We start from the raw sequence: 22,923 nt of genomic DNA, 5'->3' as shown, positions 1-22,923 counted from the left end.
TAACGAAATATACTGCTTATAAAGAGAACTAATTCTTTGTAAGTATCTGATTAACAACTTATTAAGTTACAATATTTTACAATGGCTAACCATCAAAAAGATTTCTTATTCGTATTGATAAAATCCCTTTCAAAGTCTGAAAAAAGACAATTTAAGATTTTTGCGAGTCGACTCGAGACGAGTTCAAATACAAAGTTCATCGAATTATTCAATATTTTAGACAAATCGGAAGTATATGATGAGAAACTTATTTTGAAAAGCGGCATCATCAAAAAAGTACAATTATCAAACCTAAAGTCCTATCTATACAAACAAATTTTAGTCAGTATTCGATTGAATATTCCGAGTCAAAACATTCGTTATCAGCTAAGAGAACAAATTGATTTTGCTACGATATTGTACAACAAAGGCTTGTACAGACAGAGCTTAAAAATATTAGATAAGACAAAGATTCTGGCATTAGAGAATGACGAAAAACTCATGGCCTACGAGATTGTAGAATTTGAAAAATTAATTGAATCACAATACATTACGCGAAGTATTCAGGGACGCGCCGATGAGTTAGTTATTCAGGCCAAGGAATTAAATTATCGCAATACGATTTCCAGTAAATTATCTAATTTATCATTGCAACTGTATGGTATAATGCTAAAAACAGGTTACGTAAAAAGTGATGATGAGTATAAATATATAGATGACTATTTTAATAAACACATTGCTAAATTTGATGAGAAAAAATTTGGATTTCGAGAGAAATACTGGTTTTATAATGCCAATCTTTGGCATAGTTTTTTAGTGCAGGACTTTTTAGCCAGTTATAAATATGCTTACAAATGGGTTACTCTTTTTTATGACAACCCTAATATGATTTATCTAAATCCTGTGTTTTTTCTGAAAGGAAATCATTATTTACTGGAGTCTTTATACATGCTTAAATACAAATCAAAATTCAAAAAGTATTTGTTGCTTCTGGAAGAAACCATCAAAGACCCACGCTTCCCTATCAATGATAATATTGCTTCTTTGTCATTCCTGTATTTGTATAATAACAAATTGAATTATCATATTCTGGAAGGCACTTTCGCAGAAAGCGAATACCTGATTCCTGAAATTTTGGAAAAATTAAAACTGCACAGTGAGCATCTTGACGAACATCACGAAATGTTATTTTACTATAAAATTGCTTCTATTTATTTTGGTAATGAAAAATATAACGAATCCATATTTTATTTAGAGAAGATCATAAACAATAAAAATCTTTCGATGCGGGAAGATTTAATGTGTTTTTCCCGAATTCTGTGCCTGATTGCTCATTATGAATTGGGTAAGGATTATTATCTGGAAAATCAATTGAAAAACACCTATAAGTTTTTATTAAAAATGAATGATTTACATGAGGTTCAAAAAGAAATCATGCGATTCATGAAAAACTTAAACTCTATTTATCCAGGTGATATTAAAAAAGAGTTTGTAAAAATGAGAGAACGATTTATCGAATTAGAAAAAAACACTTATGAAAAAAGAGCGTTTCTTTATCTTGACATTATCTCTTGGCTGGAAAGTAAAATTGAAAACCGAAAAATCAGTGACATTATTAAGGAAAAAGCTAAATTAAGTAATCGATAAAATTTTATGCAATAAAAACGGAGGCTGTGAAACCTCCGTTTTTTAATATTTATATTTCTTAAATTCCATTTACAATTCTTTTCGCCCTCTGAGGATATCTTCAAAAGCAGCACATTTTACAAATCCTTTTTCGCCATCAATAATCATCGGCAGATAGACAAACTCAACTTCAGACAAATCTTCTTTTAAATAAAAAGTCATGTCATCCAGCTTGTAAAACCATTCGGTATCGTACTGCACTTTATTGATTGTCGCCTCTTTTATCAGTAGTTTTTCACGTAAAGGTTTCATTCCGGCTTTCTTAATTTTATTAACATTGATTTTCCAAAATTAAATGATGAAAAGACAATAGCCAAATTACAGCGTGGTTCTTTTGCATTTCGAATACAATGACTTTTGACATTTCTGACAGCCATTTTCATTATGCTAATTTAGTCGTTTTATAAAGAATCGGGGTTTCCTGTAAAAGTAGTTTCGAATTTTCGAAAAAAGACAGTATATAAGGCTGTTGATTATGGTTGTCTAATCCGTTTTGATTTTCCCAAATCTCATGAAAAATAAAGGTATTGGACTCTTCCTTACTTTGGTGTAAATCATATTGAAGGCAAGCAGTTTCTTTTTTTGAATTTTGAACTAAATCAAGTAAAAGAGATTTTAATGTCTCTGTATCTTCCGGTTTACTTTTTATGATGACTGTTAGATTTATCTGCATAATTAATTTAAAAATAGTTGTGTTAAATGTTTTTGATATAATTTTATGTCATTGTCTACATCAGCATTCTTTTCAATGTCATGAAAATGCATACTTTGCAATGGTTTCATTCCCGTAAAAGCATTCATTTTGTGAAAACCAAATAATGGCCCTTCATCAACGCTGTGTTGGTTAAAAAATTCTCCCGGTAAAGTAAAAGCTTCTTTTGGTGCATTCCAAGACGTGGTCAACATATATTTTCTGCCATGAAGCATTCCTCCTGTTCCGTAATTTACCGTTGGATTTGCTGAAGACCGTCCGTCACTTTTGTAAATTCCCGTTGCATATCCTTCCGTAAAAACCACATCAATGTATTTTTTGAATCCGTGAGGCAACTGAAACCACCATATTGGTGTGTGATAAATGATTACATCTGCCCAAACAAACTTTTCAACTTCCGTAGCAGGGTTGTAGTCATCATTTATATTTGTTGTTTTTATTTCAAAAGCATCATTATTTCTGAAGAAGTTCAACGTTTCGTTCGAAATGGTTTCGTTAAATCTTCCTCCTGAATGGCCAAACTTTTGCCCACCATTAATTATAAATATTTTTGTCATGATCTGTGTTTTTAATTTAATGATGCAAAGTTAGAACGGGAAAACTATTATTAAAATAACTTAATTCATACCTTTGTATCATAATTATAATAGATTATGGTGAATCTAGAATGGTATCGCACCTTTAAAGCGGTTTATAAAACAGGCACGTTGACTCATGCAGCAGCAGTATTGTTTATTTCCCAACCTGGTGTGAGTTTGCATTTGAGCTCACTGGAAAATTATGTGGGGTATAAATTATTTGACCGAACTGGGCGAAAAATGGTTCCGACGGAAAAAGGAAAAGTGCTTTATAATTTTATAATTGAAGCACTAAGCAAACTGGAAGAAGCGGAAAAAAATTTTCAAAGAAGCACAGAAAAAAATACGCCAACCATAAGTGTAGGGATGTGTTTTGAAACCTTTCAAATTACTCTGGAACAGTACATTTCGACCCTGCCATTTAATGTTATTATTCAGTTTGGCGAATATCCCGAAATGGTAGAAAGTCTAGAAAAAGGTATTTTAGATTTAATCATCACCCCTCAAATGGTAGCTAAAAACACAATTGAATATCAGGAATTTTCTTCGGAAACCATTGTGCTTGTTGGCGGTAAAGAAATTGATGATTTGGAATTCAATACCGTTGAAAAAAAGGGAACTATTCAAGAAACGGAGCTGTGGCTAAAACAACAAAAATGGTACGGAACCACAGGAGATATGGAGCATTTACGACGTTTTTGGCAGCTAAATTTCAATAAATATCCTGATTTCAGACCCAATTATATTGTTCCAAATCTAAATTCAATAGTCCGGTGTTTAAGCAGCGGCAAGGGATTAGCTGTGGTACCTGATTTTCTTTGCAGAAAAGAAATTGACAATGGTTCAATTAAACTGATTTGGAAAGGAAACAAACCACTAAAAAACACGCTTTATTTTGCTACAAGAAAAAAGACAATGTACCAGGAAGAAATAGCTTTGATAAAGAAAATATTCATGGAATTGAAATAAAAACGGGTACCTATGTAAATTAAGTTTACTTTTATAATATAGTTAAAAATTGAAATTTATGAATGGATTCTTCAAAACGATATTAGCAGGTTACGGCGCAAAAAAATTAGGTGGCGGCTGCTTTGGCACCATTATATTATTTATAATAATCTATTGGATTTTAGGTTATTTTTAAAATGAAAATTCTAAAAATAACCTAATTAAAAGTTCCACTATTAATATTCCAAAAGTTGTTTTAAATCATTTTCAAACCTACTTTTCGGTAAATATTGATCTTCCAATGCCTTTGTAAACGGAATTGGTGTGTCTAAACTCGCCACGCGTTTTACCGGGGCGTCAAGGTATTTAAAACAATTTTCCATTATCATTGCCGAAATATCACTCGCAACTCCCCCAAACATAGAATCTTCCTGATAAATAATCACTCTTCCTGTTTTCTTCACCGATAAAAAAATTGCTTCGGTATCCAAAGGCTGTAAGGTTCTCAAATCGAGTAAATCAGCTGAAATTTCTGGTTGTTTTTCTAATGTTTCCAAAGCCCAGTGCACCGCTGCTCCAAAAGAGATAATGGTAACATCATTTCCTTCTTTTATTAGGGCCGCTTTTCCCAACGGAAGGGTATAATATCCTTTTGGTACGTTTTGGTAAACACTTCTGTATAACTGCTTATGTTCAAAAAACAATACCGGATTCGGATCATTGATCGAAGTGTTTAAAAGCCCTTTTGCATCATAAGGAAATGCCGGATAAACAACTTTTAGACCCGGAGTTTTGGTAAACCAGGCTTCATTGGTTTGAGAGTGAAACGGACCTGCCTGTGTACCTCCGCCACAAGGCATCCGAACAACAACATCTGCTTTTTCTAACCACCGATAATGCGATTTGGCCAGTAAATTAACAATTGGATTAAATCCCGTCGAAACAAAATCAGCAAACTGCATTTCTACAATTGCTTTATACCCATTGATAGACAATCCCATTGCTGCTGAAACCACTGCGCTTTCACAAATTGGCGTGTTGATGACCCGATTTTTTCCAAACTGCGCCACAAACCCATCTGTAATTTTAAAAGCACCTCCGTATTCAGCAATATCCTGGCCCATAATTACCGAGTTTTCGTGACGCTCCATAGATTGTTTCAAACCAGTGGAAATAGCATCAATAAAACGAATATTTTCTTCTTCTCCTGATGGATTAACCAGCTCAAATGTATAGGACTTATAAACGTCATTTAACTCTTCACTTAAAGAAGCTTCTATTTCTGGTTCGGCATTGGCCACAGCTAAGCTTTCATCAATGACTGCCTTAATCTCAGCATGCATAGCAGCATCATATTCAGCTGTAAGAATACCATTTTCAGATAAGTATTTTCTATAATTCTCTACTGGATCTTTAATGGCCCACATATCCATTAATTCCTGTGGAACATATTTTGTCCCACTCGCCTCTTCATGCCCACGCATTCTGAAAGTTTTGAATTCCAACAAAACGGGCCGTGGATTTTCTTTCATCGAAGCTTTCAATTCTGACAACAAATTATAGACTTCAAGAATGTTATTGCCATCAACAATATGACTTTCCATTCCGTATCCTTTTCCTTTATCAGCCAGGTTTTCGCAACGGAATTGTTCATTGGTAGGTGTCGAAAGTCCATATCCGTTATTCTCTATCACGAAAAGGACTGGCAATTCCCAAACGGAAGCGATATTCAATGCTTCATGAAAATCACCTTCACTGGTGGCACCTTCACCAGTGAAAACAGCAGTAACTTTTCCGTTCTGTTTTAATTTATTAGCCAAAGCGATTCCGTCAGCCACTCCTAATTGAGGTCCCAAATGCGAAATCATTCCAATAATCTTATATTGTTGAGTTCCAAAGTGAAAACTTCGATCACGACCTTTGGTAAAACCATTGGCTTTCCCCTGCCATTGCGAAAAAAGTCGGTATAAAGGAATATTTCTTCCGGTAAAAACACCTAAGTTTCTGTGCATTGGCAAAATATACTCGTCTGAATCCAAGACGGCCGTAACTCCTACAGCAATAGCCTCCTGACCAATTCCGGAAAACCATTTGGATACTTTTCCCTGACGTATAAGTATCAACATTTTTTCTTCTATCAGTCTTGGCTTCAGTATTCTTTTATATAAATCTAATAATTGATCGTCAGTAAGATTTTTTCGGTCAAAGGTCATTTTTTCTTTTTTAATGGATGGTTCAAAGATAAAAAAATATAACAGTTTGTTGTTTTTTTGTTATATTTTTTTAATTTGTTTGCAAATTTTAAAATCCAGATAGAAAATTATTCTTTACATTTGTATGTGCAAGATTTTAAAACTTGTAAGTTATAAAAAATATTTAAAAGTATGCAAAACATTCCTAGTGTTAACTTGCGTGATTTCCTTTCGGACGACCCGAAACGTAAACAAAAATTTGTAAATGAAATCGGAAGTGCATTTGAAGATATTGGCTTCGTAGCACTCAAAGGGCATTTTTTAGACGACCAATTGGTTGATGAATTGTACGGTGAAATCAGAAATTTTTTCACTTTGCCATTAGAAACAAAGCGTAGTTATGAAATTCCTGGAATCGGCGGGCAAAGAGGTTATGTTTCTTTTGGAACAGAACATGCCAAAGGCAGAAAAGAAGGTGATTTGAAAGAGTTTTGGCACTTTGGACAATATGTATCCAAAGATTCTAAATATGCTTCAGAATATCCTGAAAATGTTGAAGTTAAAGAATTACCACGTTTTAATGCTGTAGGTAAAGAAGCCTACCAAATGCTGGAAAAAACAGGCGTTTATGTCCTGAGAGCTTTGGCCTTACACCTGGGGTTGGATGAATTCTATTTTGATAATTATGCCAAAGAAGGAAATTCAATCTTAAGACCTATTCATTATCCACCTATTACGGCTGAACCTGCAAATGCGATTCGAGCTGCTGCTCATGGTGATATCAATTTGATTACCTTATTAATGGGAGCGCAGGGAAAAGGATTGCAAGTCCAAAACCATGAAGGAGAATGGATCGATGCCATCGCTGAAGCGGATGAATTAGTAATTAATGTGGGCGATATGTTATCGCGTCATACCAATAACAGATTGAAATCAACGATCCATCAAGTGGTAAATCCACCAAGAGAATTGTGGGGAACCTCACGTTATTCTATTCCGTTTTTTATGCACCCGGTAAGCGATATGAAATTGGATTGTTTGGAAAATTGCATTGATGCGGAAAACCAAAAAAAATTCGAAGATATTACTGCGGGAGCTTATTTATACGAGCGCTTGGTCGATTTGGGATTAATCAAAAAATAAAACTTAAATTTACGTCAATAAATAAAAGACATTGAGTGTATGCTTAATGTCTTTTGTTTTTTTACTCTTTAGAAAATAGGAAAATGAGCTTTGTTTCCCTACTCTCAAAATGGTATTTATAAAAAATTAATTTTTAAATTATGGACTTAAAAGACCAATTAAAAAACCTTTTTCCGGATCACGAAGTATCTCCTGAAGAAGAAATTGAACAAGTTGCACATGAATTATACGTTCAAAAAGAACCTATGATTTGCAAATTCGAAAAACGAAAAGGAAAAGCTACAACTATAATCGAGGGTTACGAAGGAACAGATGAGGATTTTAAAATTCTTGCTAAAGAAATCAAAACCAAATTAAGCGTAGGTGGGACTTTCAAAGACGATTCTATCATCATACAAGGGGATTATCGGGATAAAATCATGACTATTTTAAAAGAAAAAGGGTTTAAAGTAAAACGCGTCGGAGGCTAGAAAAACAGTTGTCAGTAGCAGTTTGCAGTCACATCCCAACACTAAACAAAGAATTAATGATACAAGCATCAGAATTAATATTAAATCCAGACGGAAGCGTCTATCATTTGAATTTAAAACCGGAACACATTGCACATGACATTATCTTTGTTGGTGACCAAAATCGGGTTGAAAAAATCACACAGTTTTTTGACAGCATTGAATTTTCTACTCAAAAAAGAGAATTCAAAACTCAAACCGGAATCTTCAAAGGCAAACGAATTACCGTGATGTCAACAGGAATTGGCCCAGATAATATTGATATTGTCATGAATGAATTGGATGCTTTGGTTAATATTGATTTAAAAACACGTCAGCCAAAAGAAAATCTTACTTCATTAAATATCATCCGTATTGGAACTTCCGGCTCTTTACAAGCTGACATTCCCGTGGATAGCTTTGTGTTGTCTGCATTTGGATTAGGCTTAGATAACATGCTCCGCTCCTATTTGATTGATGACGTTTCTAATATTGAAATCGAAGACGCTTTTGTAAAACACACCAATTGGGACTTACGAAAAGGGAAACCGTATGTGATTTCATGTTCAGCAAAACTGGAAAAAATCATAGAAAGTGATAAAATGCACAAAGGAATTACCGCTACTGCCGGAGGATTTTACGGCCCGCAAGGAAGAGTGCTACGTCTCAGTATTCAAGACGAAGCCTTAAATTCTAAAATGGATAATTTTAGTTTTGAAGGAAATACAATCACCAATTTAGAAATGGAAACGAGTGCCATTTATGGACTTTCTTCTCTTTTAGGCCATAGTGCCTTATCGCTAAACGCTATAATTGCTAATCGGGCTTCGGGAACTTTTAGCAAAGATCCAGACAAAGCGGTTGATGAACTCATTGCGTATACCTTGGAGAAATTGGCTGAAAATTAAATTCTGATTTCGATATCGAACTAAAAAATGGATGAAATTGAATTGACCTATAGAAAATGTTTAAACGCGGACATTGGATACCTTCTTTGGTTAAGAAAAAAAAAAAAAATGAATGAGCATCCGATCAGTTCACGTTTAGCTGTAACCGATGAAATCATATGAGCCGAATTATATTTCAATTCGATTGCGCAAAAATTATCCTTTTGAAGGATCAAAAAATAGGGCTTTTAAAAATAGCAGCACATCAAAACAGTATTGAAATCATACAAGTTCAAATTGAGCCACACCATCAAGGCAAAGGTATTGCACACAAAATTATCCAATCGATCATTGAAAAATTATCTGGTGAAAAAACGGCTGTTACTTTAAGCGTCCTAAAGGAAAACAGGGCAAAAAAATTGTATGATACTATTGGATTTAAAGTGATTAGCGAAAATAATGAATCCTTTGTAATGAAATATGAAAAAACATGAACTTACGAATTGCCCGACATACTAACGATTTAGAAAAAATTAAATCCTTTTACATCACTATTTTAGGATTTGAAATATTAGGAAGTTTTGAAAATCACAATAATTATGATGGGATTTTTATTGGAAAACCTAAACTTGATTGGCATATAGAGTTTACAAAATCTAGTGAAAAAGCCAATCATCATTTTGATGAAGATGATATCTTAGTACTCTATCCTAAAACTATTTCAGAATATAATACCTTAATAAAAAGAGTTTTAGAAAGCAATATTTCAATCCTAACTTCCAAAAATCCATATTGGAATCAAAACGGCAAAATGGTTCTTGATCCTGACGGATTCCGTATTGTTATTTCTGATTTAAAGGCAAAAGATCGATAATTATTGATTGTCGATTTCAAAAACTCGATGCGACTTTAAGCCTCAAATATTTAGTATTTAAAACTACCTTTGCCTTTACAACAAAACGATAATGAAAATAATACTTACAGGTGCTACAGGAGTTTTAGGTTCTCATATTATGTATGAAATCCTGGAACTTTTTATAAATAAGAAAATCGACGGAAAACTTTTTATTATTGCGCGAAATAAAGGAAAAAGCTCTGCTTTAGATAGAATAAACGAACTCTTATCCAGTAGTTACACCCCGAAAATTATAAAAGACAAAGGCGTAGAAAAACTGCATGAATACATAGAAATCATCACTTCTGATTTGGCTTCAGTTCAGGATACTTTTTCAAATCAAATTAAAGGCGCCTATTTTATTCATTCGGCCGGATACGTAAATTTATCCACCGATGAAGAGCAGCGAGAAAAAATTTTTGATGAAAACACTAAAATCACAAAATCTCTTTTCAATATATTCCATCCTTTTATAAAAAAGTTTATTTACATCAGCACTGCTTTTTCATCGGGCGAAAGAAAAGGCCTTATTGATAATGATTTTCATAATTTAGATTTCATTCCAGCCCATCGAAATGCCTATGAAAATGCCAAATTCCATTCGGAAAACTTTGTTGTTCAACAGTGCAAAGCTTTGGGATTACCATATCAAATTTTGCGTCCCAGTGTCATTGGTGGGAAAATGCTAGGAAAAGAAAGTAATTATTTTATTTCAAAATATATGGTTTTTTATCTTTTAGCAAAATTCTTTCACTTTAGCGCTCAACGAAAAAATGAACAGGAAAACGTACGTTTCATCATCAACGACAAGACAGGATTAAACATAATCCCGGTTGATTACGTGGCGAAAGTGATTGTCAATACATTCGAAAGAGAAGATATTCAACAGCTTAACATTGTAAACGATAAAAGTTTCAATATTGTAAAAGGATTGCAAGTGATAATGAAAGAGGTTGGATATACTAATTTCACTCTAATTCAAAATTCACTGGACTTCAAATACAAAAACACCATTGAAAAATTGTATTATGAGAGCATTGGCAAACATTTAAAACCTTATCTCATCACGGAGGCCAATGAATATGACACGACTTTATTAAACTCCATTCTCGAAATACCGAAACTGGATCATGAAGCATTTACGAACATGATACGGTATGCAAAATTGAATAATTTTAAAGATATTAATGTGTAATTTTAGGGGCTAATTCCTGTGCAACATTGCATTTTTTGCCCTTAAAAAAAGGGACAAAAAAATGATGTTGCATTAAGGACGAATAGTTAAATATTACTTTTTTGTAACTATCATGAATCTTACTTTAGAAACCGATCGATTATTTTTAAGGGAAATGCTGTTATCAGATGCTGAGGCTTTATTTGAAATGGATAGCAACCCCAATGTGCATCAATATCTTTGGAACAAACCTTTGACTGAAATTAGTGAAGTGCATTCCTATATAGACTTTGTCAGAGCCCAATACATTCAGAATAAAATTGGAAGATTTGTTATTGTCTTAAAAGAAACCAATGAGTTAATCGGTTGGGCCGGATTAAAATACAACACCGAAATTGTAAATAATGAAGTTGATTTTTATGATATTGGGTATCGGTTAAATGAAAAATTTTGGAGAAAAGGATATGCCAGTGAAGCCAGTTTTGCCTGGTTGGATTATGGTTTTAATGTAATGAAAATTAAAATTATGACTGCAGCTGCCCATACCGATAATATGGCATCAAACAGAATACTTCAAAAAATCGGAATGACCATGACAGCCCAATACTTGGGAAAATGGAGTTTCTTGGAATTGGTATGAATTAAAAAATCCTAATATATAATGACAACAATAAAAATAGCAGGCGTTCCGGAACATTTTAATCTTCCTTGGCATCTGTCGATAGAAAATAGAGATTTCGAAAAAGAAGATATCGATTTACAATGGACTGATGTTCCCGAAGGAACAGGAAAAATATGCCAAATGCTTCGTAATGGCGAAACGGATGTGGCAGTAATCCTAACCGAAGGAATCGTAAGAGATATCGTTGCCGGAAATCGAAGTAAAATTGTCCAGATTTACGTAGAAAGCCCTTTAATTTGGGGGATTCACGTAGCAGCTAAATCCAATTTCAAGACATTAGCTGATCTGGAAAACACCAAAATAGCTATTTCCAGATTGGGTTCTGGTTCCCAACTAATGGCCTATGTCAATGCCGATAACCAAGGTTGGAAAACAGATAATCTTCAATTTAAAATCGTCAATACCATTGATGGTGCCGTTGAAGCTTTAAGCAATGGAACTGCTGATTATTTTATGTGGGAACGTTTTATGACTAAACCTTTAGTCGACAAAGGTGTTTTCCGCAGAATTGCAGATTGCCCAACGCCTTGGCCCTGTTTTGTAATTGTCGTTCGAGATGAAATTCTGGAAAAAGATCCCGTAATTATTTCCAGAATTCTTAAAATCATTAATAAAACCACTCAAGAATTTAAAGATATTCCGAGTATTGATAAAACTTTAGCTTCCAATTACAATCAAAAAATCGAGGATATTCAGGAATGGTTATCGTTAACGCAATGGTCTCAAAAAACAGTAACCGAAAAAATGTTAAACAAAGTTCAAAATCAACTATTTCAACTTAAAATTATCGATAAAAAAGGTACTTTTGATGAAATTGTAAAAGCAGTCTAGATTGCTGTTTTTATTATTACTATGATAAAAATAAAAAATATTTCTTTTCAGGGTATTAAACAAAAATTTCAGGTAAAAAAGCCCTGGGACGATGTTATTATTTTTGTTTTGAACATATTGATTGCTATTCCAGTTTTTATAATTGTGCATCAAAACTTAATCAATCCCAATTGGTTTTTTAATATTGATAGAATTGTTTTGTTTCTGGTGATTATAGTACTTATTCAATTAATCCTAAGATTTCTGAGAACTATTATTCTCATTTGTATCCTTTTGTATGTATTAGTTCTGGTTTACGGTTCAGTCATTGGAAATTATGGTTTCAATAGTGTTTTTGAAGATTACAATTCAATGATGTATTCCATGTCGGACAATCCATATCCGCAAGATATAATTATTGCCAAACTACTTCCTTTTCCTAACAAATCAAAAATTATAAATGCCATTGAGTACCAGAATCCAAAAATTAGAAATTTTGCCATTATGGCTACTTCTAAAAATTTCAAAAACTTAAAAGGATATTCTGATTATAGAACCATTATTCAATGTTTTGCAGTATTTAAAGAAATAAATCACCGATGGAACTATGTAAGTGATCCAAAAGAAGGTGATTATATTGCTACTGCCAGTGAATCATTGCTCTACTTTTCAGGAGATTGTGATGATCATTCCATTTTAATGGCCGCAAGTATAAAATCAATTGGAGGAACTCCGAGATTAATTCATACTAAGGGTCATATTTATCCAGAAATATTAATTGGTTCCCTTAGTGATTTAGAAAAAGTGAACTTTTTAATTAAGAATGTTCTGTTTGTAAATGAAAGTAATGAAAAACAACTTCATTATCATATAGACGAGCGAGGACAGGTATGGCTCAATCTTGATTATACTGCTTCCTATCCTGGAGGCCCCTTCTTATCAGAAGAAATATTAGGCGCATTAACATTGGACTAATTACACTAGACGGCTCAACCCCTAAAGATACAATGTGATACAATTCAATCGAAAATATTTTGCAATGGCAGTCTTACTTTTTTTCACAGAAATCATAATAGCTCTGTTTGTACATGACCAATTTGTAAGACCCTATTTTGGAGATTTTTTAGTTGTAATTTTAATCTATTGTTTTCTAAAATCATTTCTAAACCTGTCGGTTTGGGTTGTTGCCTTTATAGTGTTGCTTTTTTCATTTTCTGTCGAAATCACACAGTATTTTAATGCAATTGGGAAGCTCGGTTTACAGAATTCAGAAATTGCTAAAGCTATTCTTGGAAATTCTTTTGCGTGGATTGATTTGCTTGCCTATGTTATGGGATTTTGACTGTAATTAGTTTTGAAAAAATACACTTTAAACTGGAAAATAAAACGTAAATAGCTTCACTATCAATGTAATAAATTAAATTTAATTTTTATTTTAAAATATATTCTTTTATATTGACTTTTTATTTTAGAGCAGCCTGTAAAAAAATATTTACCCGAATTTCCCTACTCATCAGAAATTACAATTCGGCAACTAATGACCCATTCCGCTGGTATCCCCAATCCTATTCCATTAAGATGGATACATTTAGCAGAGGAGCACAAATCATTTGATAGGAATGCCTTTTTTCGTCAAATCTTTATAAAAAACAACAAGACGCAATCAAAATCAAATGAAAAATTTGCTTATTCAAACCTTGAGTATGTTTTGCTTGGACAGCTTATTGAAAAGGTTTCCGGGTTAAGCTATGAAGCTTATGTTCAAAAAAATATTTTAAACCCTTTAAATATTAAACAAACCGAACTGGATTTTACTATAACGGACCTTTATCAACACGCAAAAGGGTATCATAAAAAATATAGTTTCTCAAATATCATTTTGGGCTTGCTTATAAACAAATCAAAATATATAGACACAACTGAAGGGAAATGGAATTCGTTTAAAGACAATTATGTAAATGGGGTTTCTTATGGCGGCTTAATTGGAACTTCAAATGCTTTTGTAAAATACATTCAGGAGCTCTTAAAACCAAATTGCAAACTAATAACAGCTGATTATAAAAAAAAGCTTTTTACTGAAAATTATACAAACAATAACAAAACGACGGGAATGTGTTTATCTTGGTTTAAAGGACAATTGAAAGGTAAACAATATTATGCGCATGCAGGTGGTGGTGGTTATTATTGCGAAATCAGAATTTATCCAGACTTAGAAATTGGAAGTGTTATTATTTTTAATCGTACAGGTATGACTGATGAACGATTTTTAGACAAAGTTGACAAATATATTATTATTGAAAATAGCCGTTTTGAACACATACCAGTTTAAACGTAGGATGCAATAAAGAGAAACAATAAAAATTTAATGACAAGAATGATGAATTTACCGGTTTAATTGGCCTAATCATTTCATGCCAGAAGTCTCACACGCAAATAAAATGGAAATAAAATATATTTATAAGGAGGGTTTCATCCATGTCAATGGGGTGAAATTGCAATACTTGGATTGGGGCGGCCCACTTCAGTCACTTGTTCTAATTCATCAAAAATTGTAAGAGGTTAGCTTGCCTTTCTCCATTTGTTCAATAGACTCTGTAAATCTTTTTCTATTTGCTTTGTGTTTTTTAAAAAATTAAACACAACTAGTTGTCTAACTTTTTGGGTGCATTCTATTTTAGGACTTTTTGTTATTTAAAAACAACGATATAATAATTTATCGTTTCGCTGTTAAAGTTGATCCAGCAGAAGCAATTACTACACAAACCACTGCCATAATTTCGTAAAAACTTAGATTTTCCTGCAAAAAAATAAACGCACAAATAGAAGCAGCAGCAGGTTCTAAGCTCATTAAAATGCTAAAAGTTCTGGGTGGAAGCTGACCTAAAGCTTTCATTTCTAGCGTAAATGGAATAGCACTTGATAAAAGAGCCAAAGCGATTCCCAGACCCAAAAGTTTTGGAGTAAGATTTGTCAATCCGTTTTCGTAAAATCCAAAAGGCAGAATTAAAATAGCAGCAAACAACATTCCTGTGGCAACCGCCTGACCACTGTTCATGATTTTAGAAACTTTTCCGCCTAAGACAATATAAGCTGCCCAAAGTGCACCCGCTAAAAGGGCAAATATCACGCCTAAAGAATCTATTTTGTCATTGGTCCAGGGAGCTATTAAAATGATTCCGGCCGCGGCAAGTAAAACCCAGCAATAATCAATTAATCGTCTTGAACCAATTATGGCGACTAATAAAGGACCAATGAATTCTAAAGTAACAGCCAATCCAATTGGAATTCGTTCTATAGCGAGATAAAAAATTAAATTCATAGCACCCAAAGACAAACCATACGGAATAACTATTTTCCATTGTTTAGGTGTAATTTCTTTTAGATTTGGTCTATAAACTAATAGTAAAATTATAGCCGAAATACCAATTCGGATCGATGCAGTTCCTGCGGCTCCAATTGTAGGAAATAGACTTTTAGCAATAGCTGCACCAGATTGCACACTAATAATAGCTAAAAGTACTGCGTAAACAGGAGGTATATTAAATTTATTTTTCATGGGAATTAGTGGAATGAGAAAGATAGAAATGTATTTAGAAATAAACATATCTCATTTCTTTAGAAGAAGTGGTCTTGAAATTGCTTCGAACGGCTATTTAAAAAGATATAAAAAATCAGCACTTTAAATTACCTCAAAGCACAAGTCGCTACAAAATAACGACAATCAATAATAACCATTTGCCATTTTTTCGCTTTCGAAATACCTAAGCCTTGTTTTGTAAAACTTGATAAAATAATTTTATTTATTTGGGCTAAAATAATACACATAGCAGTTTTTTTTTTCAAAGATAGAAAAGACTTTGCGGTTTGGCAAAGTCTTTAGAAGTATTCATTTAAGATTTTTTAATCAATATTTCATCAATTTTTTCCGTCATTTCTTTTACATTGTTATGTTATGTTATGCTATAGTTCTAAAGACTTTTATAATTTTAGCATGGAAATTTCTAACTGATTATTATTAAAATAACCTTCGGCAACACTATCAAAAGCATTTTAAGATTTTTGGATTTTCTTAAAAGTTACCCCACTTTTTACGAATTGTTCTAAAGCCATTTTATTTAAAAAATAGTAAAGTGATTTACATAACTTAAGCTGCTTGTGCAGATTCCTCGTTCTCAGAAAAACAAGACTGAGCTCTCTTTTAGCACAAGCAAGATTTCTACTCCCTTAAGCACTAAAAGTTTATAACAAATAGAAAAGTCCTTTTGAGGAATTATAAATATAAACTACATTAGTAGAAAATATGACAAAGGCATATATATAAACAAGTTAGCCCAACGTATCACGACAAGTCAACTTTCAATTTGGGTGTGCAGCACACTTGCATTTTGCCATACGTTCAATTTCAATATCAATTCAAACAATAATTACTAACAATTAAAAACCGTAATTACATGAGAAAAATAATTGTTTTATCAATGATAACATTAGACGGAGTAATGCAAGCACCTGGCGGGCCTGAGGAGGATACATCAGACGGCTTCAAATATGGCGGCTGGACTGCACCGTATGGTGACGAAGTTGGTGGTAAGGTGGTGCAAAAAGAGCTGAAACAACCAGCAGATTATCTTTTGGGCAGGAAAACATTTGAGATTTGGGCCTCCTTCTGGCCTAAACATGCAGACATTTGGCCTGGCATCAATGATGGCACAAAATATGTTATATCCAAGACCATGAAAAAGTCAAACTGGAAAAATACCGTATTTATCGAAAGTTTGGAAGATATCAAAAAGCTCAAAAATTCAGAAGGTTCTGATATTCAAGTTTGGGGCAGCAGTAAGCTTATTCAGCTGCTACTTAAGAATGATTTAGTGGATGAGCTCAGGCTCAAAATTTACCCATTGACTCTTGGTACAGGAAAAAAGTTGTTTGGCGATGGCACGATTCCGGCGGCATTTACCTTAACGGAGAATTTGGCTACACCAACTGGAGTGATTATTGCGAACTACAAACGAGCTGGAGAAGTCAAGACAGGTACTATTGGAGCTTAAGGCGGCTAACCTAATCATAAAATTCCGCAACAATGGTGAAAGACAGAACGGTTGGGGTTAACAGCAGTTTGAAGCATTGGGATTTTCTGACGCTTTCGGGAAAATCAGAATCTTGTTTTTGGCAAGTAGATACGATCGATAAAATACGGATTATTTTGTGCTGCCGTTGTACCATTTAATTGCGTAATACTGGCAGGATTCATTACCTGTGTTGGTTAAATTATGGGTGACATCTGGTCTTACTAAAATGACACTACCCGGAGTAACCTTATAATTTACATTATCAATATGCATCGTAACAGTACCTTTTAACAACAGCATGATTTCTTCAGCCCGGTGTGTATGAGATGGATGACTATCTTCATTAGTATTCAGCGCTGTTGAATGTACCTCTAGCCTGTCAAACATAGAAGTTGACTTGTCAAATACGGGTCTTGATTCGCCTTTGTTCGTCTTCTTAACAACCAGCTCATTCCCATCTTTCATTAAAGATCCGCCATTTTCTTTTCCACGGCTAATATTTACTGGTGCTATAGCTTTAAAACCAAGCACGTAATAGCTTGCAATTTTATCAGACGGATTGTAAAAGCTTTGAGAATCACCTGCTTCAATCAATACAATGCTTCCGGAAGACAATGTTTTTGACGTTTCATTGATGGTAATAGTAATTGGTCCCTCTTTTACAATAATCAATTCTTCCCGATCCATTAAAACATGAGGGGGATGATTTGTTTTACCAGGAGCCAACTCGGAGGAATGCATACTTAACATATTCAGGTCAGTTGTACTTCCCTGTATTTTTACTTTCATTTTATTTTCCACCCCATTTTGCATTTCATTGCTATTCATATGATATACACCCGATACTAACACTTGAGGCTGCGCATTTAAAGTGGCTGTTGCCAAAAATAGAAAGGCAAACAAGGTTATTTTTTTGGACATCATTAATTCTATAAAACTAGCAGCAAAACGCAGCTGGAGTGAATTTATTTTCATATTCAAGTGGTTATTTTTTAGCAAATGATACTGCTTCCTTATTTAAAGTTTCTTTACTGGGAATATTGCCATTGGTAATCATTACTCTGTATTTAAAAGTTACTGAATTTCCTGCATCCAAAGAGAAATTTAATTTTTCTTTTCCACCGCTAAGCACTTCTTGTCCAAGGGTATTTGCAGCAAATAATCCGTATCCACGTGCGTGCCAATAAGTAGGATATCCAGGGTTATTTGGGTGGTCTATAATCGAGATAGCAATATCTTCACCGTTTTTTTGTCCGTACATCATGCACCAGTTATCACGGGTTCCCCATACTTCATTTCCTGTAATGCCTTTACTACTAAGAAAATTACCCGTAACACCTTCATTGTTCAAAACAGCGACTGTAGTGGCGAGACCTTGCGCATCGGTAAAAATTTCTGCCTTTTCCGAAGGCATTTCCAATTCCCTTGCTACTCTAATTCCTAATACACCTTCTTTATTATCTTTAAAAGTTACTTTTTCTTCTTGTGCTGTGAGCGTTGTTGTTCGATCAATTGTTCGGCTATTATCATCTCCGCTAAATACCAATACTGTCGTTTCCTTAAGTACTATTTTACCATTGTTATCGACCCAATTTGAATTTACTTTTAACTCGCCTTTTTGTGGTCCTGATTTTACAGCCACAATTTTTTGATGTCGGATGCTACCATATTTGGGTTTATCTGCCGTTTTAATAGCATCCGAATTATTCCAAAAATCTAAGCCATTTACATCTCCATAATTAAACCACATTCCAATATGGTGCGGATGATCTGTTCTTTCATTTGCTCTTGTTGCCAATGGAAATCCACGGGTAACTGTAGTTCCTGAAACTGTTACAAGGGGAAATAAAACGGGTTTGTCAATTGTATTACTATAGAGATAGGATGTAAAAAATTTACCTTCAATCATTACATCTATCTTTTGCTCTTTTTCATTTTGCACAAACGCTACCGGCTTTTGAGCAAATAAATTGGTAAATGAAAATAAACTTACTGCGCAAATACTAATATGTTTTATATAATTCATCTCGTGCTTTATTATTTTAAATAAGATTTAAATGGTTCAAAAGGCTTTCCTCCTACCATTATTTCTTGGGTTTTTTCATCAAAAAAAGCTTTTTCACCGGTGATCACAGCTGCATTGGTCATAATTGTAGCGATAGAATGACTATAGCCCGCTTCTACCGGAGCATTTGGCTGCTTGCGACTTCGCACACATTCCATCCAATTTCGAATATGGTTAGAAGTTAACTTATCACCCCCTGTATTAGCAGAAACAACCAACGGCTCTACTACTGATAGACTTGATTCGGGCAATAAAAAGGATTTTATCCCTGCAGCAGCAGCATACTTTTCGGCCAATCCTCCCAATGAAGAAACGGTATTGGTATTGAGATTTAATTGGCCACCGTTTGAATAGTATATTTCCGCGGGCTTTTCATCTCCATTGTGCATTCGGGATCCAAATGTCACCTGAAAACCGGAAGCAGCATCGTTGCCGGGGCCGTAATCAAAAGTTGCATTAATGGTGTCCCAATTTTTTCTACCATCTTTCCACATATAAATACCTCCATTGGCGACTACGCTCCTGGGATGTTGCAGCCCACTAAACCAATGCACCGTATCTATTTGGTGACTCATCCATTGTCCCGCCAAGCCGGAAGAATAAGGCCAAAACAATCGGAACTCCAGATATTTCCTTGCATCAAATGCCTCATATGGGCGGTTCATTAAATATCTTTTCCAATCGGTATCCGATTCCATTAACTGTGCCACTGTTTCCGGTCTTCGCCATCGCATAGGTTGGTTTACATTCCAAGATAATTCTACCATGGTAATGGCACCAAATTGTCCAGATTTAATATATTGCTCAGCTACATGATAATTATTTCCACTTCTTCTTTGCGAACCAATTTGAACAATTCGATCGGAGGCTTTTATGGCTTTAAAAGCGGTTCGATTGTCTTCCATTGTTTCTGCAAAAGGTTTTTCGCAATACACGTCGCAGCCAGCTTTAACGGCTTCCGTTGCATGCAATGCATGTTGAAAATCTGCCGTACTGACAAAAACAGCATCAACTAGTTTTTTATCATACATTTCTTCATTGTTTCTACATGCCACAATATCGTGTCCCATTTTTTCCTTCCATAAAGCAGCTCCTTCTTCTCTTCTTTTATTCCAAATATCAGATACAGCTACTAGGTCAAAATTCAGTTCCTTGTAATGGTTCATAAAAGAAGGTACATGCGAGCTTTTATGCCTGTCTGAAAAACCAACTACTCCAACTCTTACCCGGTCATTGGCACCAATAATTCTACCATAACTTTTGGCGCTAAGCCCTACCCCTCCTAAATAAACTCCTGCTGAGGTCATTGCAGTTTGTCTAATAAATTTTCTTCTTGAATTTTCCATTGATGTTAATGATGTTTTCTTCGTGAATTTTCTACTGTGATATTAAGTTTTAGTTAAGCTCTTTAATTTTGATACTCTTGAAAGAGACATTGTCTCCATGATCCTGGATAAGAATCCTTCCTTTTGTTGCCATTCCAAAGTTTGTCCAATTTTTGTATTTACTAACAGCTACTAAATCTAAAAACTCATTAGAACCTCTAGTAAATTCTAAAACTTTAAAGCCGTTTAAAAAATATTCCACTTTATTATCTGGCGAAACTCGAACAATTCCTTGATTCCATTCTCCAATGGGTTTAATACTATTATCCGGTTTTTTAGAAGTTATTAAATCATATGTCTTAACTTTAGAAACAGAACTTAGATTACCAGCCGGATTTACAGGAACTCCTACTGCGCTGGTTGTAATATTTTTAACACTAATTATATTATGATTTACTCCGCAAAAAGCATTTAGAGTAATAATAAATGTCATCAAAAACTTGAAACTCCTCATAATTTAATTTTTTTTAATTGACATTAATTTATAATAAAATTATCCCTTAATTAACAGATTACCATCCTGTTGTGTCCTGTTGTTTTTCTAATAATTTTAAAAATAAGATTTTGGAAAAGGTATTAGTACTATGTTGATTTTGGCGCATATTTCAAATCTCCCAAAAACGAAGGAATTTGTGTAATCTTTTTGTTGATTAAGACAGCATTGTATTTTTCTTCCTTCTTTATAAATGTAAAAAAAAAATTAAATTTCTCTTGCCAAATACAGCTACACGAATTTTGATTTGAACATTAATTTATATAATTTGCGACAATAGGAAACCAGGCGCTATTGACGCATTCAACCTAATATGAAAGGATATACATTAAAATGGATACGAACAAAACCACCACGACAATTCTGGAAACAAAACAGCATTTTGAAATTCTCGACGGGTTAAGGGGCATTGCCGCCTTGGCTGTTGTAACGTTTCATTTTATGGAATGGGTTTATGCTGATGCCAGCCAGAACTTTATCGGACATGGCTTTTTGGCTGTCGATTTCTTCTTCTGTCTTTCGGGATTTGTAATAGGATACGCTTATGACGATCGTGTAGCAAAAATGGGCATTCTCCAGTTTTTTATATCAAGAATCATCAGGCTTCACCCGCTGGTTGTAGCAGGATCGGTATTGGGCCTGCTAGCGTTTTTGTTCGACCCGTTTGGCGGTCATCCGGAATTGTATAGCACCGGTAAAATCATTTTGTCATTTTTTTGCTCGATACTCCTTATTCCCTTACCTGTAATAGCTGATCGTGGTTATAATCTGTTCAGCTTCAATGCACCTGCATGGTCGTTGTTTTGGGAATATATTGCCAATATTATTTACGCATTTGTGCTTTATAGAATTGACCGCGGCTACTTGCTGCTATTGACCATACTCTCGGCCGTGGCTATTTGCTTTGTTGGTTACCGGTCAGGCAATTTATTAGGTGGCTGGAGCGGGCCAACCTTTTGGGACGGGAGCGCCCGGATATCATATTCTTTTTTAGCAGGATTGCTTATTTACCGTTCCAACTGGATCATCAGAAACAAGCTGGGATTTATCGGCCTAGCTATATTATTGCTATTTGCCTTTATAATGCCATTCTCAAAATGGAACTGGTTGTCTGAACCTTTGGTAGTGCTATTTTATTTTCCCTTCCTAATAGCTTTCGGCGCGGGGGCTACGTTAACACCTGGCTTGAAAAAGGCTTGCATATTTTCAGGAAAGATCTCCTACCCATTGTACATGACGCATTATGCCGTGTTATGGATGTTCGGTAATTATTACACCAGTAATAAGCCGGGCACTATGCAACTGGCTCTCATTATAATAGCCGGGCTGATCCTGCTGGTGGGAGCAGCGTACCTGGTAATGATAATTTACGATATCCCCTTAAGGAGATATTTAAGCGATAAAAGGAATGAAAGACTTGCCAAACAAAAAGCTGTTGTTGTTTGAAGATACCCTATTTCTATTAAATAGTATATGGTATGCATGAGTTACGCTCATATGATTTCAGAAATCAGAACCTGGCGACTAATTTTCAATCCAGAAACTCGGATCTAAAACAAACAGTAAGTTGTATTAAGCATATAGAAATGAATTAATTGACATAATACCCAGTAGTCGCAACTGAATAAAATAAAAAGCCCCAAAGTGTTGATAAATCAAGCTTTAGGGCAGTTATAGTCTCACCAAAAAGGTGTAAATTGTATTTGCGAAAATTCAAAATGCGACTATGGACAAAGT

The 22,923-nt window shown here is 34.3% G+C and carries 24 protein-coding genes; 15 read left to right on the top strand and 9 right to left on the bottom strand.

What is annotated here, in order from left to right; genetic code table 11:
- Nucleotides 1-81 precede the first annotated feature (81 nt).
- Nucleotides 82-1,626, top strand: a complete 1,545-nt coding sequence (locus tag ACNQGH_RS20415) for a hypothetical protein (protein WP_417957865.1) — start codon at nucleotides 82-84, stop codon at nucleotides 1,624-1,626.
- Between the two features lie 69 nt (nucleotides 1,627-1,695).
- Here the strand turns inward: ACNQGH_RS20415 and ACNQGH_RS20410 are convergent, their stop codons facing one another.
- From ACNQGH_RS20410 to ACNQGH_RS20400, 3 genes are all read right to left on the bottom strand, one after another.
- On the bottom strand, nucleotides 1,696-1,917 hold the full coding sequence (locus ACNQGH_RS20410; protein WP_417957864.1) for a hypothetical protein: 222 nt from the start codon (nucleotides 1,915-1,917) through the stop codon (nucleotides 1,696-1,698).
- Nucleotides 1,918-2,047: 130 nt separating this feature from the next.
- On the bottom strand, nucleotides 2,048-2,338 hold the full coding sequence (locus ACNQGH_RS20405; RefSeq protein WP_417957863.1) for a putative quinol monooxygenase: 291 nt from the start codon (nucleotides 2,336-2,338) through the stop codon (nucleotides 2,048-2,050).
- Between the two features lie 2 nt (nucleotides 2,339-2,340).
- Nucleotides 2,341-2,934, bottom strand: a complete 594-nt coding sequence (locus ACNQGH_RS20400) for an NAD(P)H-dependent oxidoreductase (RefSeq protein ID WP_417957862.1) — start codon at nucleotides 2,932-2,934, stop codon at nucleotides 2,341-2,343.
- A 96-nt stretch (nucleotides 2,935-3,030) separates the two neighbouring features.
- Here ACNQGH_RS20400 and ACNQGH_RS20395 point away from each other — a divergent pair, with 96 nt between their 5' ends.
- Nucleotides 3,031-3,924, top strand: coding sequence for a LysR family transcriptional regulator (locus tag ACNQGH_RS20395; protein ID WP_417957861.1), 894 nt, complete (start codon nucleotides 3,031-3,033; stop codon nucleotides 3,922-3,924).
- 215 nt (nucleotides 3,925-4,139) lie between these two features.
- Here the strand turns inward: ACNQGH_RS20395 and ACNQGH_RS20390 are convergent, their stop codons facing one another.
- On the bottom strand, nucleotides 4,140-6,116 hold the full coding sequence (locus tag ACNQGH_RS20390; RefSeq protein ID WP_417957860.1) for an alpha-ketoacid dehydrogenase subunit alpha/beta: 1,977 nt from the start codon (nucleotides 6,114-6,116) through the stop codon (nucleotides 4,140-4,142).
- Nucleotides 6,117-6,287: 171 nt separating this feature from the next.
- Here ACNQGH_RS20390 and ACNQGH_RS20385 point away from each other — a divergent pair, with 171 nt between their 5' ends.
- The 11 genes from ACNQGH_RS20385 to ACNQGH_RS20335 all read left to right on the top strand — a co-directional run bounded on the left by ACNQGH_RS20385 (nucleotide 6,288) and on the right by ACNQGH_RS20335 (nucleotide 14,503).
- Entirely contained in the window at nucleotides 6,288-7,238 is a 951-nt protein-coding gene (locus ACNQGH_RS20385; protein WP_417957859.1) for an isopenicillin N synthase family dioxygenase, read from the top strand.
- Nucleotides 7,239-7,378: 140 nt separating this feature from the next.
- Nucleotides 7,379-7,708: a translation initiation factor gene (locus ACNQGH_RS20380; protein WP_417957858.1), complete on the top strand. Its 330-nt coding sequence runs from the start codon at nucleotides 7,379-7,381 to the stop codon at nucleotides 7,706-7,708.
- Between the two features lie 56 nt (nucleotides 7,709-7,764).
- On the top strand, nucleotides 7,765-8,634 hold the full coding sequence (locus ACNQGH_RS20375) for a nucleoside phosphorylase (protein WP_417957857.1): 870 nt from the start codon (nucleotides 7,765-7,767) through the stop codon (nucleotides 8,632-8,634).
- A gap of 203 nt (nucleotides 8,635-8,837) precedes the next feature.
- Complete coding sequence (locus tag ACNQGH_RS20370; protein WP_417957856.1) at nucleotides 8,838-9,107, top strand: GNAT family N-acetyltransferase; 270 nt, start codon at nucleotides 8,838-8,840, stop codon at nucleotides 9,105-9,107.
- Nucleotides 9,104-9,487: a VOC family protein gene (locus tag ACNQGH_RS20365; protein WP_417957855.1), complete on the top strand. Its 384-nt coding sequence runs from the start codon at nucleotides 9,104-9,106 to the stop codon at nucleotides 9,485-9,487. Before ACNQGH_RS20370 ends, ACNQGH_RS20365 begins: the two co-directional genes overlap by 4 nt.
- Nucleotides 9,488-9,578: 91 nt before the next feature.
- Nucleotides 9,579-10,703: an SDR family oxidoreductase gene (locus tag ACNQGH_RS20360; RefSeq protein ID WP_417957854.1), complete on the top strand. Its 1,125-nt coding sequence runs from the start codon at nucleotides 9,579-9,581 to the stop codon at nucleotides 10,701-10,703.
- Between the two features lie 112 nt (nucleotides 10,704-10,815).
- The gene (locus ACNQGH_RS20355) at nucleotides 10,816-11,322 is read left to right on the top strand and encodes a GNAT family N-acetyltransferase (RefSeq protein ID WP_417957853.1); all 507 of its coding nucleotides are present in this window, start codon (nucleotides 10,816-10,818) and stop codon (nucleotides 11,320-11,322) included.
- 21 nt (nucleotides 11,323-11,343) lie between these two features.
- Entirely contained in the window at nucleotides 11,344-12,195 is an 852-nt protein-coding gene (locus tag ACNQGH_RS20350; RefSeq protein WP_417957852.1) for a substrate-binding domain-containing protein, read from the top strand.
- Nucleotides 12,196-12,216: 21 nt separating this feature from the next.
- Nucleotides 12,217-13,149, top strand: a complete 933-nt coding sequence (locus ACNQGH_RS20345) for a transglutaminase (protein WP_417957851.1) — start codon at nucleotides 12,217-12,219, stop codon at nucleotides 13,147-13,149.
- 64 nt (nucleotides 13,150-13,213) lie between these two features.
- Nucleotides 13,214-13,516: a ribosomal maturation YjgA family protein gene (locus tag ACNQGH_RS20340; protein ID WP_417957850.1), complete on the top strand. Its 303-nt coding sequence runs from the start codon at nucleotides 13,214-13,216 to the stop codon at nucleotides 13,514-13,516.
- A 123-nt stretch (nucleotides 13,517-13,639) separates the two neighbouring features.
- Nucleotides 13,640-14,503, top strand: coding sequence for a serine hydrolase domain-containing protein (locus ACNQGH_RS20335; protein ID WP_417957871.1), 864 nt, complete (start codon nucleotides 13,640-13,642; stop codon nucleotides 14,501-14,503).
- Nucleotides 14,504-14,887: 384 nt separating this feature from the next.
- On the opposite strand, the gene ACNQGH_RS20330 is transcribed toward ACNQGH_RS20335, so the two are convergent.
- Nucleotides 14,888-15,730: an EamA family transporter gene (locus tag ACNQGH_RS20330; RefSeq protein WP_417957849.1), complete on the bottom strand. Its 843-nt coding sequence runs from the start codon at nucleotides 15,728-15,730 to the stop codon at nucleotides 14,888-14,890.
- Nucleotides 15,731-16,625: 895 nt separating this feature from the next.
- On the opposite strand from ACNQGH_RS20330, the gene ACNQGH_RS20325 reads away from it, so the two are divergent.
- Nucleotides 16,626-17,222 (top strand): dihydrofolate reductase family protein, encoded by a 597-nt coding sequence (locus ACNQGH_RS20325; RefSeq protein ID WP_417957848.1) that lies wholly within the window; start codon nucleotides 16,626-16,628, stop codon nucleotides 17,220-17,222.
- Between the two features lie 150 nt (nucleotides 17,223-17,372).
- Here the strand turns inward: ACNQGH_RS20325 and ACNQGH_RS20320 are convergent, their stop codons facing one another.
- From ACNQGH_RS20320 to ACNQGH_RS20305, 4 genes are read right to left on the bottom strand one after another with little or no spacing between them, the layout of a single operon-like run.
- Entirely contained in the window at nucleotides 17,373-18,218 is an 846-nt protein-coding gene (locus ACNQGH_RS20320) for a cupin domain-containing protein (protein ID WP_417957847.1), read from the bottom strand.
- 10 nt (nucleotides 18,219-18,228) lie between these two features.
- A complete protein-coding gene (locus ACNQGH_RS20315) occupies nucleotides 18,229-19,269 on the bottom strand; it encodes a DUF6807 domain-containing protein (protein ID WP_417957846.1) in 1,041 nt (346 codons plus the stop codon).
- A gap of 11 nt (nucleotides 19,270-19,280) precedes the next feature.
- Nucleotides 19,281-20,654, bottom strand: a complete 1,374-nt coding sequence (locus ACNQGH_RS20310) for a Gfo/Idh/MocA family protein (protein WP_417957845.1) — start codon at nucleotides 20,652-20,654, stop codon at nucleotides 19,281-19,283.
- 49 nt (nucleotides 20,655-20,703) lie between these two features.
- Nucleotides 20,704-21,147: a 3-keto-disaccharide hydrolase gene (locus ACNQGH_RS20305; RefSeq protein WP_417957844.1), complete on the bottom strand. Its 444-nt coding sequence runs from the start codon at nucleotides 21,145-21,147 to the stop codon at nucleotides 20,704-20,706.
- A gap of 372 nt (nucleotides 21,148-21,519) precedes the next feature.
- Here ACNQGH_RS20305 and ACNQGH_RS20300 point away from each other — a divergent pair, with 372 nt between their 5' ends.
- Complete coding sequence (locus tag ACNQGH_RS20300; RefSeq protein WP_417957843.1) at nucleotides 21,520-22,632, top strand: acyltransferase family protein; 1,113 nt, start codon at nucleotides 21,520-21,522, stop codon at nucleotides 22,630-22,632.
- The last annotated feature ends 291 nt before the right edge of the window (nucleotides 22,633-22,923 follow it).

It is taken from the genome of Flavobacterium kochi, from assembly GCF_048286715.1.
Classification (GTDB): domain Bacteria; phylum Bacteroidota; class Bacteroidia; order Flavobacteriales; family Flavobacteriaceae; genus Flavobacterium.
The sequence above is the reverse complement of the archived record's forward strand: the minus strand, read 5'-3'. Positions and strand labels throughout refer to the sequence as shown.